This is a genomic window from Butyricimonas paravirosa, assembly GCF_032878955.1.
Lineage (GTDB): Bacteria > Bacteroidota > Bacteroidia > Bacteroidales > Marinifilaceae > Butyricimonas > Butyricimonas paravirosa.
The window spans coordinates 949,790-964,590 of sequence record NZ_CP043839.1; the positions used below are offsets into that span (position 1 = coordinate 949,790).

The 14,801-nt window shown below is 41.0% G+C and carries 11 protein-coding genes; 2 read left to right on the top strand and 9 right to left on the bottom strand.

The annotated features are described in order from the left end of the window. Positions 1 to 8 precede the first annotated feature (8 nt). On the bottom strand, positions 9 to 3,326 hold the full coding sequence (locus tag F1644_RS04180; RefSeq protein WP_118302016.1) for a SusC/RagA family TonB-linked outer membrane protein: 3,318 nt from the start codon (positions 3,324 to 3,326) through the stop codon (positions 9 to 11). A gap of 84 nt (positions 3,327 to 3,410) precedes the next feature. Next, positions 3,411 to 4,055, bottom strand: a complete 645-nt coding sequence (locus F1644_RS04185) for a FecR family protein (RefSeq protein ID WP_168044565.1) — start codon at positions 4,053 to 4,055, stop codon at positions 3,411 to 3,413. Between the two features lie 274 nt (positions 4,056 to 4,329). Between F1644_RS04185 and F1644_RS04190 the strand changes: the two genes are divergently transcribed. Together F1644_RS04190 and F1644_RS04195 are read left to right on the top strand one after the other, a co-directional pair. Continuing rightward, the gene (locus tag F1644_RS04190) at positions 4,330 to 5,508 is read left to right on the top strand and encodes an IS4 family transposase (RefSeq protein ID WP_168044627.1); all 1,179 of its coding nucleotides are present in this window, start codon (positions 4,330 to 4,332) and stop codon (positions 5,506 to 5,508) included. A 68-nt stretch (positions 5,509 to 5,576) separates the two neighbouring features. Further along, complete coding sequence (locus F1644_RS04195; RefSeq protein WP_008766692.1) at positions 5,577 to 6,866, top strand: IS1380-like element IS612 family transposase; 1,290 nt, start codon at positions 5,577 to 5,579, stop codon at positions 6,864 to 6,866. Between the two features lie 134 nt (positions 6,867 to 7,000). Here F1644_RS04195 and F1644_RS04200 read toward each other — a convergent pair whose 3' ends face one another. The 7 genes from F1644_RS04200 to F1644_RS04230 form a co-directional block, all read right to left on the bottom strand. Continuing rightward, on the bottom strand, positions 7,001 to 7,531 hold the full coding sequence (locus F1644_RS04200; RefSeq protein ID WP_168044469.1) for a hypothetical protein: 531 nt from the start codon (positions 7,529 to 7,531) through the stop codon (positions 7,001 to 7,003). Between the two features lie 92 nt (positions 7,532 to 7,623). Then, a complete protein-coding gene (locus tag F1644_RS04205) occupies positions 7,624 to 8,196 on the bottom strand; it encodes an RNA polymerase sigma factor (protein ID WP_118302014.1) in 573 nt (190 codons plus the stop codon). A 510-nt stretch (positions 8,197 to 8,706) separates the two neighbouring features. Continuing rightward, positions 8,707 to 10,053, bottom strand: coding sequence for a TlpA family protein disulfide reductase (locus F1644_RS04210; protein WP_118302013.1), 1,347 nt, complete (start codon positions 10,051 to 10,053; stop codon positions 8,707 to 8,709). Between the two features lie 5 nt (positions 10,054 to 10,058). Next, a complete protein-coding gene (locus F1644_RS04215) occupies positions 10,059 to 10,949 on the bottom strand; it encodes a hypothetical protein (RefSeq protein ID WP_147344460.1) in 891 nt (296 codons plus the stop codon). A gap of 10 nt (positions 10,950 to 10,959) precedes the next feature. Next, on the bottom strand, positions 10,960 to 12,552 hold the full coding sequence (locus F1644_RS04220) for a PKD-like family lipoprotein (protein WP_118302011.1): 1,593 nt from the start codon (positions 12,550 to 12,552) through the stop codon (positions 10,960 to 10,962). A gap of 43 nt (positions 12,553 to 12,595) precedes the next feature. Then, entirely contained in the window at positions 12,596 to 13,342 is a 747-nt protein-coding gene (locus tag F1644_RS04225) for a DUF4843 domain-containing protein (RefSeq protein WP_027199741.1), read from the bottom strand. A gap of 12 nt (positions 13,343 to 13,354) precedes the next feature. Beyond that, positions 13,355 to 14,794 (bottom strand): RagB/SusD family nutrient uptake outer membrane protein, encoded by a 1,440-nt coding sequence (locus tag F1644_RS04230; protein ID WP_118302009.1) that lies wholly within the window; start codon positions 14,792 to 14,794, stop codon positions 13,355 to 13,357. Positions 14,795 to 14,801 lie beyond the last annotated feature (7 nt).

A 14,801-nucleotide genomic window follows, 5' to 3' on the forward strand; every position in this document is an offset into this window, starting at 1 on the left:
CTATCCCATTAAAAATTAATCGATAACGCGAACGAAAAACTCCGGGCAAACGGGTAATCAATACCACGCTCATCCTCGATCGTCGAGAACCGACAAATATCATTCATATAAGCACTTACCGTCATCCCTGAAAAATGAATCTTCTGCATCCATTCCGGGCTAAACTCGTATGCCACCCGGACAGACTCAAGGGTCAAGTAATTATTTTTCTGTACAAATCGGGAAGAAATCGGAGTATTTTCAGTCAACGAAATTCCCTTATATTTTGCTCCATTTCCCGGTTCTTTCCAACGATCATACAAGGCTCGCTTGTCCTGATTTTGCTTCAAACTTTCCTTGGATATGTTTTCCACTTTACTATATACAGTCCGGTTGAACGCATCCGCACCGAAGCTATAACGCCAATAAAAACTGCAAGAAAAACCTTTATAGTAAAAAGAATTCCCTAACACTCCTTCCAAGTCCGGTTCGGAATTTCCCACGACAACCTCATCAGCATAGTCATAAGTGAATGTTATTCTACCTTTCTCTGTAAGGAATAATTCTTTCCCCGTTGCAGGATCAATTCCTAACGAACGAACAGACCATAAATCAGAAGGACTTCCTCCATCATAATAACGAGCCAAACTATTGGAACGATTTTCTTTATTATACTGATCCAAGTTTTTACCGATCTTGTCATAATAGGAATGTCCATGACGGAAAGTAAAACTCGTTGTCCAGTTGATTCGTTCTTTCGGGCGATAAATGAAAGCATATTTAATCGTCCCGTTATATCCCTTACTTACTTGTTTACCCACGTTAGCCAGCCGTTGAGAAACACCCACGGATAAAGGGATCCCGATTGACGCCATCAACGGATCGGTCACTTTGTAATAATAATCGAAGTTCACGTGAAAACGATTATTAAACATACTCACATCAAAACCTATATTTTTATCAATTGTCTTCTGCCATTCCAAATCCGGATCCCCGAATGCATCAACCAATAGCCCGGTTCCAAAGTCATTCAACAACCAGTTATTAAATTTATAAGTCGTGATTGTCTTGTAAGAACCAAAATTCTGGTTTCCCGGGTTACCGATTGAAGCCCTCAACTTTAGCATCGAGAAAAAATCCGTGTTATTCTTGATGAAACCCTCATTATGCAAGTTCCAAGCCAACCCGATAGCCCAAGTCGTCGTGAATTGCTTGTTGGAACCAAACACGGACGAACCGTCTGCACGGAAGTTCACGTCCAACAGATAACGGTTATCGTAAGAATATCCCCCGTTAAAATAGAAATTTGCTGTTCTTTTCTTAGAATCGGAATAAGAAGGTTTTCCGTTGGCAGCATAACCACTCGCGAAAGATGGTTTCGTGAAGTTCCCTTCCGGGAAGCCCGCTGCAGAAAATGATTTGTAATCACTATTGGATTCACTGCAAGAAGCTCCAAACACAGCATTGATCTGATGCACGTCGGCAAGTAATTGTCCGTAAGTTACAGTGAAATCACCTTCATACGACAAACTCTCTTTACGCATATCCGTATAAGATCCCTTTAAAGACTCCACGCTATCATCAAACTTTGTATCCTCGGGTGAACGGAAAGTTTCATCATCCGTAGTAGATTTCGTTATCCCGAAACGAGCCCGAACATACAAGAAATTCCACGGACGATATTCCATCTGGAAATTATCCCGAATACTTATCGTATTTCCCTTGTCATAACTATTCAAAGATGCATTCCACAAAGGATTGGGAACCGAAACTCCAAGTTCCTCGTTATTTTCCAACCACTTGTCAATCCCCCCATTCTCGTTATACTTGGTATAATACGGGTTAGCACGTGAATACTCACTAAAAGGTACGACAGGATCATTCGTCTTCGTGTAATCGACAGTCAATTTATTACTATAACTCAGCTTACCTTTCCGATATAACAAATCCAGATTTCCACTCATCACCTGACGACGGGATTCCTGCATTACCCCCTGAATGTTCGTGTAGTTTATCCCTAAACCGTAACGCATCTGCGAGTCACCACCTTCCACGTAAACATTGTGACGTTGAGTCAATCCTGTCCGCAACGGTTCTGACATCCAGTACGTGTTAACACCCCTGTCCACGTTATATAACAAGTTATTATAACGTATCTTGTTGGCTTCCTCGAAAGCGATCAAATTCGACTTGAAGTTCCCGGCTAATAATTCAAACTCCAACTTCTCTGCCGCATTCATTAAATTATAATCCGTCAAATCGGCAAAAGATACCTCAAAACTACCATTATAGGACAAGCGCAAACGCCCTTGCACGGGCGCTTTCGTCTCCACGACTACCACTCCATTAGCCGCTTTCGCTCCATAAATAGCCGTAGAAGCCGCATCTTTCAACAATGTCACGGAAGCGACACGATCCAAGCTCAAGTCCATGATCGTTTCCAACGTCGTTTCAAAACCGTCCAGAATAAACAAAGGTTGATTCGGGTCTTCACCAAATTCCTCTTTCATCCCCACGATACTCGTTTTTCCCCGTATCTCAATATCCGGAGTACGGTTAGGGTCAGAACCGTATTGATTGTTTTCCATGATATTAAATGCCGGGTCTAACGCTTTTAAACTTTGCAAAATATTCTGATTACCTATCATTTTCAACTCTTCCGCTTTATACGTTTGAGAAGACCCCGTAAAACTCTCTTTTTTACGGGAATAAATACCGGTAACCACAACTTCCTCCATCTCGGTCTGGTCCTCTTCTAATATCACGTTAATCTCTTGTCGATCATTGACCGCCACCTCCTGTTTTTTCATCCCGATAAAAGAGAACACGAGTACCGGATTACCCATCAAAGGGATGGTTATCGAATAATGACCATTCATATCGGTTACCACACCTACACTCGTTCCCTTTAGTACAATAGTTACTCCCGGTAACCCCGTCTCACTCTTATCAACAACCTTTCCTTTTACCGTGATTTTTTGCACATTAGCCGCTTTTTCCACTACTTTACGTTTGATGACAACCGTATTCTGTTCTATCGTGTATTCAAATCCGGAATCCTTCAAACAAATGTCCAAAGCCTCCCGTACCGTTTTACCCTTGATCTCCACAGAGATCTTGCCAGCCTTACCCAAGTCGTCAGCATTATACACGAAAACCATTTTGGATTGTTTTTCTATCTCCCAAAGAGCATCTTTTACCGCCACATTTTTCAACGATAAATTGATTAGCGGTTCATCCGCCATTCCATACACGTGTCCTCCGGACAACACCAAAACAATAGCCACCTGGAAAGCTAAAAACAAATTTGTTACTTTCCAACGAGTACTTCTACGTTTTTTTTTCATACTTTTGATTTGATTAAATTCGATTTTTTAATGCCTCCAGCAAGAGGTGTTATTAACAAGCGAAGAATAGTTGCATATTCTTCGCTATTTTTTTACGATGATTTTCTTTCCAACCACTTCAAAGCGGACAGTCCCCGTACTCTGGAATAATTCCAGCAAAGGAGTCACCGTCACGTGACGATTAAAATTACACCCGAAAAGATAATTTTTCACGCTCTCATCTTCATATACCACATCCACATCATACCAACGAGAAATAAAATCCATGATCTCTTTTAGAGGACGATCCCGGAAACGAAGACGCCCTTCCCGCCAAGCCGTAACATATGACACGTCAATATTTGCCACCGTAACCTCCCCGCTTTCCTTGTTATACACGGCTTGTTCCCCCGGGTGCAAGATATAACCACCCGTATCTTCCGAAAGAGTTACTTGTACTTTACCCTTGATCAATGTCGTCTGTACATCTTCATTTTCAGGATAATTCGATACATTAAACTCTGTTCCCAACACCGTGATATTCACCCCGGATGCACTTACAACAAAAGGCATTTCTTCATTACGTGCCACTTGAAAATACCCTTCCCCTTCCAATTCTACTTTCCTCGTGATTCCGCTAAATTGCACGGGGAATCGTAATTTAGATCCAGCATTCAAACATACCAACGTTCCATCCGCAAGCGTCAACACGTATTCACCACCCCGGGGAATCACAAGCTCGTTATACAAATCTGAACTGACTACCGAATCTACCGCATTTTTATAAGCCTTAATTCCGCAACACTTTGATTTAAATTAATTTATAAGTTCCTGAGCAACAAAAAGTTGCCCAGGATTTTGCTGTGTCAGATTTTTCACTTATCTTAGTGTTGCAATTATTAGTGGTGCGATAAAAACCACACCACTGTAGTTAAACGATTAATTTTTAGTCAAATATAAGCGTTCATTGATTTTTTGATTTGAAAATGATTTATTAGTCCTGTAGTTTCAACACATCAGGATTATGAATCAAGGCAAGTTTGTATTTTCCCAAGTTGTCGAGTATATACCGCGTTATCAGTTTGATAAACTCGTAAAGCAATATAAAGGAGATTGGCATACCAAAAATCTCAGCAGTTACAATCACCTCCTTCATCTGCTTTTCGGACAGTTGACAGGATGTGATTCTCTGAGGGATATTTGTCTATGCCTCGAAGCCCATAACAAGATGCTTTATCATCTCGGTTTTCGTAAGGCCGTGAACCATACCTCATTGTCTCGTGCAAACGAAAGCAGGGATTATCGCATTTTTGAGGGGCTGGGCCTTTATTTGATTGCCACGGTCAGACCGATGTTCTCAAATATCCAACTGTCTCAAATTACCATTGATAACGTGATATATGCGCTTGATTCCACGACCATATCAACCAGTATAAGGCTTGCAACGTGGGCTTTGGGGAAATACAGCAAAGGAGCTGTCAAGATGCACGCCCTGTTGGATTTGAGAGGCAGCATACCTGCCAATATCCATATCACGGACGGCAAGTGGCATGACAGCAACGAGCTTGATGCACTGGCACCGGAGCCTTATGCTTTCTACGTGATGGATAAGGCCTATGTTGACTTTAAAGCACTTTTCAGATTTCATCAGGCTCAGGCATTTTGGGTATCACGTCCAAAAGAGAACATGAAATTCGAGACTGTCGAGCAGATGGATATTTCCGATGTCAAGTCTGGCGTACTGGAAGACTCCCGTATAAGGGTAACGGGGTATAACTCAAGCAAGCTGTATCCCGAAGCCATGAGATTTGTCCGCGTTTATGACCCTGATAATGATACTATTGTGGACTTTATATCCAATAACTTTGAAGTCAGTGCCTTGGAAATATCCAACTTGTACCGCCATCGATGGGATATAGAGGTATTCTTCAAGTGGATTAAACAGAACATTACCGTAAAAACTCTGTGGGGATATTCGGAAAATGCTGTCAAAATCCATCTTTGGGCTGCCATCATATCGTATCTGACAGTAGTAAGAATAAAGGTTGCCAGCAACAGCCCTTATTCAATCACCGAGGTGGCTACCCTGATTAGAATATCCGCGTTGGAAAGGACTGACCTGCGGTCGTTGATAACCAAGCTAGACTCATCAATCATTTCAAACCAAAATGTCAAAGAACTCTCGTTATTTGATGATATTTAAAACTAATGCGATTTTATCGCACCAGTAGTATGTTGCAATTAGAAAACAAGCGAAAATCGTAACAAGGCATGGCAAAGGTACAAATAAAATCTGAGAAACTCACACCTTTTGGAGGAATTTTTTCAATCATGGAGAAATTTGACTCCATGCTTTCACCCGTTATCGACTCAACACTGGGTCAGAGATGCCGCAGTATCATCGGATATCAGTTCAGCGAGATAGTCCGTTCGCTGATGAGCGTTTATTTCTGTGGCGGCTCATGCGTGGAAGACGTAACGTCACAACTGATGCGCCATCTCTCGTATCATCCTACCCTTCGTACATGCAGCTCTGATACCATCCTCAGAGCCATCAAGGAACTGACAAAGGAAAACATCTCCTATACTTCCGACCAAGGCAAGACCTATGATTTCAATACTGCAGACAAACTCAACACATTGCTTATAAACGCTTTGGTTTCTACAGGCGAGTTGAAGGAAATTGAGGAATACGATGTTGACTTTGACCATCAGTTTCTTGAAACGGAGAAGTATGATGCAAAACCGACCTACAAAAAGTTCCTCGGCTACAGGCCTGGCGTATATGTTATCGGTGACAAGATAGTCTATATCGAGAACAGCGATGGCAACACGAATGTGCGTTTTCATCAGGCAGACACCCATAAGAGATTCTTCGCTCTTCTGGAATCCCAGAACATCCGTGTAAATCGCTTCAGGGCAGACTGCGGTTCCTGCTCGAAGGAAATCGTCAGTGAGATAGAGAAGCATTGCAAACATTTCTACATCCGTGCCAACCGATGCAGTTCGCTCTACAATGACATCTTTGCTCTGAGAGGATGGAAGACGGAGGAGATTAACGGCATCCAGTTCGAACTCAATTCCATTCTCGTTGAGAAATGGGAAGGCAAGTGCTATCGTCTTGTCATCCAGAGACAAAGACGCAACAGTGGCGACCTTGACCTGTGGGAAGGCGAATACACTTACCGTTGTATTCTGACCAACGATTACAAGTCATCGACAAGGGACATTGTTGAATTCTACAATCTGCGTGGCGGCAAGGAACGTATCTTTGACGACATGAACAACGGATTCGGTTGGAGCAGGCTCCCCAAGTCATTCATGGCGGAGAATACTGTCTTTCTTCTGCTTACTGCATTGATACACAATTTCTACAAGACCATCATGAGCAGGCTTGACACCAAGGCTTTTGGGCTCAAGAAAACGAGTCGCATAAAGGCTTTTGTCTTCAGATTCATCTCCGTACCTGCCAAGTGGATCATGACTGCAAGGCAATACGTGCTGAATATCTACACAGAGAACCGCGCTTATGCAAAACCCTTCAAAACAGAATTCGGATAAGAATCCTTTCTTTCCGGTTAGAATCTGCGTATTACCTCAAGTCGCATCGTGGGGTAAGGGGATGTTGGCTACATATTGATGTTGTGCTGTTGCTTTTTACTGAAAGCTACTACTAACGACTCATAAATCTACCCTTAATCGTGTATTGGATGATAGTTGCGGATTTTAGGATAAGTAATACTCTCGCCATCCAAGCCAATAATCGTTCCATCTAATTCTCGCAACGAATCCCGATCATGATTGGCTAGATCAATAATAGAACCATTCGCCATGTAAAGGATAGCCCTGGAAGTTCCGGGAAGGATCTCGGCACTCTCCACTGGAATAATTTCTTCCCGATCAACACGCTGCATTAAAAAATACATGGAAGAAACAACCAGTAGAATAAAAACACAAGCATATTTCAACGCACGAATCCCCAATCGCCTCCTATTCTCCTTGGCTCGTTTACGAGAAAGAGCTTTCCATCCACCCTTTACATCAATGGATTTCAACTCCTGACGTTTCCGGTATATAAATTCTTTTTCGGTAACCTCATGAAACCATTTACGATTATCTTCGGAAAGACTCAACCAGTTATCCAAACTCTCCCGTTCTGCCCCGGTCAATTCTCCTGTCATGTATTTACTAACTAGCTCGACAATATCAAAGAAACCATCATCCATTTTATGCTACTATTAGATTAAATTCACAACTAGAACACAAAAAATAGATTTTAGGGAGTGTCTGATATTCGGTATTTAACGTTAATTAATATTTAACGAGATATGAATAAAAGAAAAGGCAATAAATAATAGTAATCCTTCAAGCTGATTCTCAACTTTTTGTAGGCTTCTTTTTTGTAGGCGTGAACAGTTCCTTCCGAAAGATTCATCTTTTCAGCAATCTCCGAATTCTTCAATCCATCTAAAGAAAGATTAATTACCATTCGCATCTGTAAGGGCAGTTTATCTATCGCATGATTAAAAATACGATGTACCTCCTCTTCCATCACCTGATTTCGAAACTCCTGTTCAGAATCCTCAATCCACTCCTCGGGGATACGGGAACGTAACTCACGATCACGCAATAAATTAAGACAGGCATGACGCACAACTACATAAAGAAAAGACTTTATCTTCCGGTAATCATCAAAATCCGTGTGTTTGTTCCAATATTTTAAAAACGTCTCTTGCACCACATCCGCAGCCTCTTCCCGATCACCCAAATAACGGGTCGCAAACAAGCACAATGCTGCATAAAACTCCTCAAATAACGTCCGAAAAGCTCGTTCGTCACCTTCTTGCAAGTGCTTCAACAATAAACTGGTATCTTCATTTTTCCTCTCCATACTTTGCGACCCACGGGTGAACAAAAGTACGGCTTTATAATTACAAAACAATATAATTATCCTCCAAAAAATATAATATCAAGCCTATACACCAAAAGAAAAAATGCAAGCAATCGTTTCCACATCGAGGTATACCCGGACAAACAGTGATTTATCCTTGTAAAACGGGCATTCAAATAAAATTTCTATCAGATAGGGTTATTATCCTGTTTTCAAATAGCTATAATCGACTTTTCCAGATGTTAATATATCCTATCGTAATACAAATATTTGTTATTATTATAGGAGCGGGATAGGGGAGGAATGGGAGCGGAATGGGAGCGGCTCGCAATATGATAACTGTATTATCACATTTTGAATACATTATTTTACATTAATTTGCACTAAATATTTATTGAACATCCCTAAATCCGCAAATAAAGCATTCCTTATGAGAAAGTACGAGTATCAACCGGAAAAAATAATTGCCGGATTTTCTTCCGACAATTACTTTTACTTATCAATAATCATTCATTTTGCAAGCAAGGCATCCAAATGTTCGGTAATTTCCGGATCAGAAGGCCTCGGGGCAAAAGATTCAACAATATTAAATTCCTTGTCAATCAAGATAAAACGAGGAATATACTTGATTTGCCAATTCACTCTCAATCCTTCGTTATCGACAGAATTAAACTGAGGCACTACCGATTCCTTTTGTTTCAAGTAACTCAACCAAGTCTTTCTGGAATTATCTGTTGACAATTGAATAAAGACAATATCTTTATCTTTATATTTTTCACTTAACACGGCAAATGCCGGGGATTCCTGAATACAAGGACCGCACCACGTCGCCCAACAATCCAAATAAATATTTTTGCCTTTAAAACTACTTAACAAGACTTCATTCCCATCAACATCTGTCATGATAATCTCGTGGGCCGGTTGTCCCGTCATCAGACTTTTCACATTACGGATCTTCTCCCGTAATTCGGAAACAATTCCCACGTGCTGAAAAGATTTTGTCTTTTCCTCCATGCTCAGAATCACCTCCGGATCTGTTGATGAATCCAATTTCGCCAAAACTTGTAAAGCTTCCTTGATTTCCCGCATTTCCGGGGTAATCTCCACCCCTTGCATAAATTCCGCTTGATCCAAGTTATACACAATCACATCCCTGACATCTATAATATCCAGATACTTGTTTTTCGTAATCTCTCGCATCAGTTGATTTACATCCGGGATAACAGAAGTAATAAAACGCCCGTACCATTGCCTTTGTTCCTCCCGTGACGCTCCTGCATTTTCTTTATTATACAGAGCATAAGTCAAATAACTATTCAACAAATTCGCCTTCACCCGAATACGTTCATTCTCCTTAAAAAGCTCCGTTATCCCCTTTAGAGTATCCAGTTGAGCCAATTTAGAAGCCGCAAGCGCATCCACCACCTCTTTCGTTTTCTCAAAATTCTCCCTTACATTCCGTCCGGACAAAAGAAAAGAGCCCCCCTTGGGATAAAGCCGATCTTTCAAAAACAACTGCGCCTCGCTCCCTTTTCCCTTAAAAGTCGCTTGACGGGTATCCGGTGTCAAGTAAACTTCCAAATCATCACCGGGTGAAAGGTAAAGAATGTTACGACTGATATTGAAATACATCGGTTGCTCCAACACAAAAGTCGTATCAAAATAACCGGAAGCATCCGTTTTGATTATCCTATTCAAACTCGTACCAAAATCTCCCGTCACTCCCGTGTACTCCATAATCACTTCTTGTGTACCCATGTCCGCCATCTGTCCTTTCAAATGAATCGTGTTCACTTTCGGAGAATGGCAACCCATAATCGTTGTCACAAATAAAATAACTAATGCTATAATTTTCATATTCACTATTTAATAAATGGTTCACCTTGTATTTTTACAATATTTGATACCAACGTACTCAAATCCCCATGTCCCAGTTCATATTCAACCTCCATATAATTCCCGTCTCCCTCGTCAATCCGGGTTACATACCCGTCAGAATTCAACACATAGTCCACTTCCCGGACAACCCCATGATCCTCCGTCTTGACTTTCAACCGATCACTCCCTGAATAAATGAAAGTTTTGGTAAAGACAACCTGTCCATCCATTGTTGTTTCTTTGATCCCAATCAATTGATTTCCATCATAACTATATTCCACGTGAGAACGAGGCTCCCAATTTGAGATATACGTGGCGTATTCGCCGCCCGTAAGCCGATCGCCATTATAAGTATATACCATACGCATTAACGGATCATCCGTCTTCGAATCACCGATACGACGCCATTTCATAATCTTACGGTCCATCCTTAAAGTATCATCATACTCGAACAAATAACTCTCCGAATACTTGAGAACGTATTGTAAATCCTCTTTTGCATAATGATAAATGACCTCCTGATTCGTCTTTCTTTGTATCTGGAAAATAACCTGATATTTCATCGGAATAGTACTTCCCGGCTCCAATTGATCAATCTCTTCCTGACTGATAGACGGAACCAACATAAGAACTTGAGAACTATTCAACCTCCCAATTGTATCTTGATTACGATCTGTAATAAATCCTAAATCCAGACTATTATCAATATAGTTCAGACTAATTTTAAAATCTCCCCACAAAGCATTATGCCCCTTGATCTCTTTGGCCCGGTATTTATTCAATTGCACCAAAGGTTCCACATCGTCATTATCGTGGCAAGACATTATAGTCATACTTAATAACGACAATAATACGATATTCATTAATATTTTCATATTCATCAATTTAACGCGTGTGATAACAAGTTGTTTTCAATATACGTCCGAAAGGACCATATTCCCGATGATAGGTCTTATCTTGAATCAAGTCACCAGTTCCCAAAGATAAGATTGGAACAGCAATTACCTTTCCCTCCCGGGTCGTTTCGTTATAAGTCATAACCAACATCATGTGATTACTAGCTCCCAGATCCGTCAATTCGCCCGGTTTATCGGTATTCGGAATTTCCAGTTTTCCCTCACAATACTCAACCACTTGAATTCCCGTAATCTTTTCTCCCGGATTTGCCTCATATTTAGGTAATGCCTGGGGATGTGACGCCGTTAGCAAAACAGCATATACTTTGTCATCCGTTGCATAATACATGACTTCTTCCATAGCCTGTGACTGAAACTTGTGGGCTTTCTCTATATCCGGACATCCATCCAGAATATAATATCCCGTAATCACATCTGGACGGTTCTTATCATCTGCATTCATATTAAATGTCCATATTTCATGCAAACCGGTATCGCTATCTTTCAATACGGCATACATTGTAACATTCGGACCATAACCTATATATATGCACTCTTTATTTCCCAACTGATTCGGGTCCTGTTTGCCATCTGCAGAAGTATTTCGGAATATATGCAAATTATCTTCCGAACGGAAATGCGGGAAGGCAAGAAAACGACGGTGTTTCTGATCATACGCAATCCCGAAAAGATCTCCTTCTCCCGGATACGGATTGTAAGGTCTGTACAAATAATGCGTGACATAATAATCGTCTGTCAAATCTTCTAATAACATTCCCACCCCGTAAGTTGTCGCCTCCTCGTATTGAGTTCTCTTATGGATATGCCCGTTTACAGCAATCACATCGTAAGGACCACGGGCACAATTATTCAAGCCTCCCACAACAAATTCCCCGTCAAAAGCTTTAATAAACATATCGTTATTTCTCCGAATCACGGTAAAATTATCCAGCGGGGAAAGGTCCTCGACAGAATGTTCCGTTGCAATACTTGTTTCAAGATACCCGGCAACAACAGATTTCATATCCGTGACAAGCTCGCCAATCTTCGCTCCGTTATTGATACTATAAATATTCTCAAAAATACGATCATCTTCATGTTTACTATAATTCCGGTTAAAGTTCTTCCCGATAATCAAATGCAGATCGGAAGTTTGTTCATCTTTGGTATCAGCCACTAACAAACCGGCCTCGTATTGTCCTGTAACATACAGGTAATAACGCTTGGTTACCGTCAATTCATTCTCCGTATCCGTAACCGTGTACAATAAAGAATAAGCCTCCCGATTCATCGGTACGTTGATCACCGTGTCCAATATCATCGTATTTCCCAACGTTTCATGTTGCCCGTGTCCCTGAAGTTTCCATTCGAACGATAATGCGGCATCATCCATTCCCTCTTTATAAGCTAATGTCTTTATTTTCAAACGTCCTCCCTGGCTCACGTATAGTTCCATAGACGTCGAGAAATCATTAATCTGGATCGGTTTCAAAAACTCGACATTCTTGGATGATTCGTCATCAAAGCAAGAGCCAAGCAAGAAACAAATCATCACCAGTCCTAAAAATATTTTTGTTTTCATCTGTTCATCTTTTATTAAACAATTCCATTAAACACGCCACCCATTACCACGGGGCAGGAACAACGATCTCTTTACCAGCGTAATCCCCATCATCATGTTTCATCGGCCCAGTTGTCGAGTGTTTATTATATTCGGCTAATTCCAAACGAATCATCTGCTGAATATTTGACATCTCGTAATACGACATATCGTACTTATCCGGATCCGGGTTAGGTATCGGAGAAAATAAATCCCAATAAGGCAAAGAAGTACGTCCTAATTTCTCCATGATAAACTTCCACCAGCCTGTCGAATAAGGTCCGAAAAAGTATTCTAACTGAGACCAGTTATAAGGTTTAATAATCTGAGCGGTAAACGTGAAATTACATGCCGGATAAACCAAATCCAATTCTTTAAAATCTTCGTTCTCCACGATCTGTACCCGAAGTCGCACAACCTTATGTTCCAACTCCTGCACACTATTCACAACCACCGGAACAAATCCTGATTCCGATCCGGCACTTATAGTTCCCTCCAGTAATTCATACATATCTCCCGTTGCAGTCGTTGAATCTGCAACAACTACCACCTTCACTTTTCGATCGTAATCTTCCAAATCTCCGGTAAGCAAAATAGGCAATAGTACCGTATCGACATCTTTCCAAGGATTTTCAGCGAAGGTATAAGAAAACTCCTTCCCGTTAAAATAAACACCCGGACGTCCACGGTATCCCATCGGTTCATCTTTCTCGCATCCACCGAGAAAAACAGAAAGGAATATAACCAGACTATATAATATACTCTTTTTCATCATTCATCATTTTTAATAAGTTTCTCGACCTCCAAACTCAACCTCCGTCTTCGGTAACGGCATCACGTACGTGTTGTCGTTCATAACAACCGTAGATCCTTGAATATTGGTCACTCCTCTTCTCTTGTAATAGAAAAACATTTGCCCTTCCAACAACATCTCTTTACGCCACTCTTTCAATATTTCCTGCTGAACTACACTCTGAGACAAATCATTTCCTAATTTGCGTTGAATTCCTCTTTTCTCCCGCACGATATTCAAATAATTAATTGCTTTCTGCCGATCGGTAACACTTCCCGTCTCGTTCAAGCACTCTGCTGCCATATAATAAACCTCCGCTTTCCGGATCAAAGGAAGACGATTGGCATAAGTAGATTTATCCACCTGTTTCAACTTCAGAAAAGCATATTGAGTACCCAATTTATCATACAACCACAAATAGCGATAATCACCTGCACCCGTGTTATCTCCCAGTTCAAACAAATCTTTACCCGTCTGTGCCGCATGAAACAGGAATTGGGGATTCGTTCTCGTAATATCCACTTTAGCCTCGAAACTCAACTCCGTGATCTTCGAGAATTGGTACACGTTCAATCCGAAAAGATATTCGGAAGAAAACGTAAAATCACGCAACTGCAAATCATTCGTTTCCAATCTATTCTTATCTACCCACGGGAATTGCTGCTCCATTGCAATCAACTCTTCGGCATATTTCAACGCCATATCCTTATTCCCCTGCCACATGGCCACCCGGGCCCGTGTTGCCAATAAAGCATAATAGTTAAACGTCAACCGGGAAGTTGCCACCTCACGAGGCAAAAACTTATCAGCCTCAGCCAAATCAGCCTCGATATAGGCTAAAACATCTTTTACTGTAGATTGTTTTGTTATCTCTTTATTATAATCCGTCACGTAAGGAATAGACAAACGACTTAATATCTCCGGACGTTCCTTTAAATCACCCCAACCGAACAGACGCAACAAATCAAAATGCAGAAAAGCACGTAACCCCAAACATTCTCCCTTAATCCGAGCATATACAGGTGGGGTTACACAGGAACTCGTTTCTAAGTTTTTCAAAATATTATTCACATTGGCAATTGCATTATAAGCTGCACTCCAAATACCATCAATCCGTGTCAACACGGCATCCATATCGTAACGATACTGGGTACAATCGAAATAATTGTTTGTCAGCGGATCAATCTCGTATTGTTGAGCCACCGCCTCTATAAAACCGTAGCTCATCTCTTTTCCATATAAACGGGTATCCGTCATCAGGATATACACACCCGTTATAGCGTCTTCAAAACCTTGTTCCGTCTCGAACAACACGTCACCCTTTATTTCAGATTTGGGTTCCACGTCCAACCAATTAGAGCAAGATATGGTTCCGAATGATAATAAGCTCATCCAAATTATCAAACAGTATGTATTTATTCTAGCGCTCATATTTTTA

Bases quoted from the DNA above. Each gene is read 5' to 3' on its own strand.
- F1644_RS04180 (WP_118302016.1), bottom strand. From the start codon at position 3,326: ATGAAAAAAAAACGTAGAAGTACTCGTTGGAAAGTAACAAATTTGTTT.
- F1644_RS04190 (WP_168044627.1), top strand. From the start codon at position 4,330: ATGAATCAAGGCAAGTTTGTATTTTCCCAAGTTGTCGAGTATATACCG.
- F1644_RS04195 (WP_008766692.1), top strand. From the start codon at position 5,577: ATGGCAAAGGTACAAATAAAATCTGAGAAACTCACACCTTTTGGAGGA.
- F1644_RS04200 (WP_168044469.1), bottom strand. From the start codon at position 7,531: ATGGATGATGGTTTCTTTGATATTGTCGAGCTAGTTAGTAAATACATG.
- F1644_RS04205 (WP_118302014.1), bottom strand. From the start codon at position 8,196: ATGGAGAGGAAAAATGAAGATACCAGTTTATTGTTGAAGCACTTGCAA.
- F1644_RS04210 (WP_118302013.1), bottom strand. From the start codon at position 10,053: ATGAAAATTATAGCATTAGTTATTTTATTTGTGACAACGATTATGGGT.
- F1644_RS04215 (WP_147344460.1), bottom strand. From the start codon at position 10,949: ATGAAAATATTAATGAATATCGTATTATTGTCGTTATTAAGTATGACT.
- F1644_RS04220 (WP_118302011.1), bottom strand. From the start codon at position 12,552: ATGAAAACAAAAATATTTTTAGGACTGGTGATGATTTGTTTCTTGCTT.
- F1644_RS04225 (WP_027199741.1), bottom strand. From the start codon at position 13,342: ATGAAAAAGAGTATATTATATAGTCTGGTTATATTCCTTTCTGTTTTT.
- F1644_RS04230 (WP_118302009.1), bottom strand. From the start codon at position 14,794: ATGAGCGCTAGAATAAATACATACTGTTTGATAATTTGGATGAGCTTA.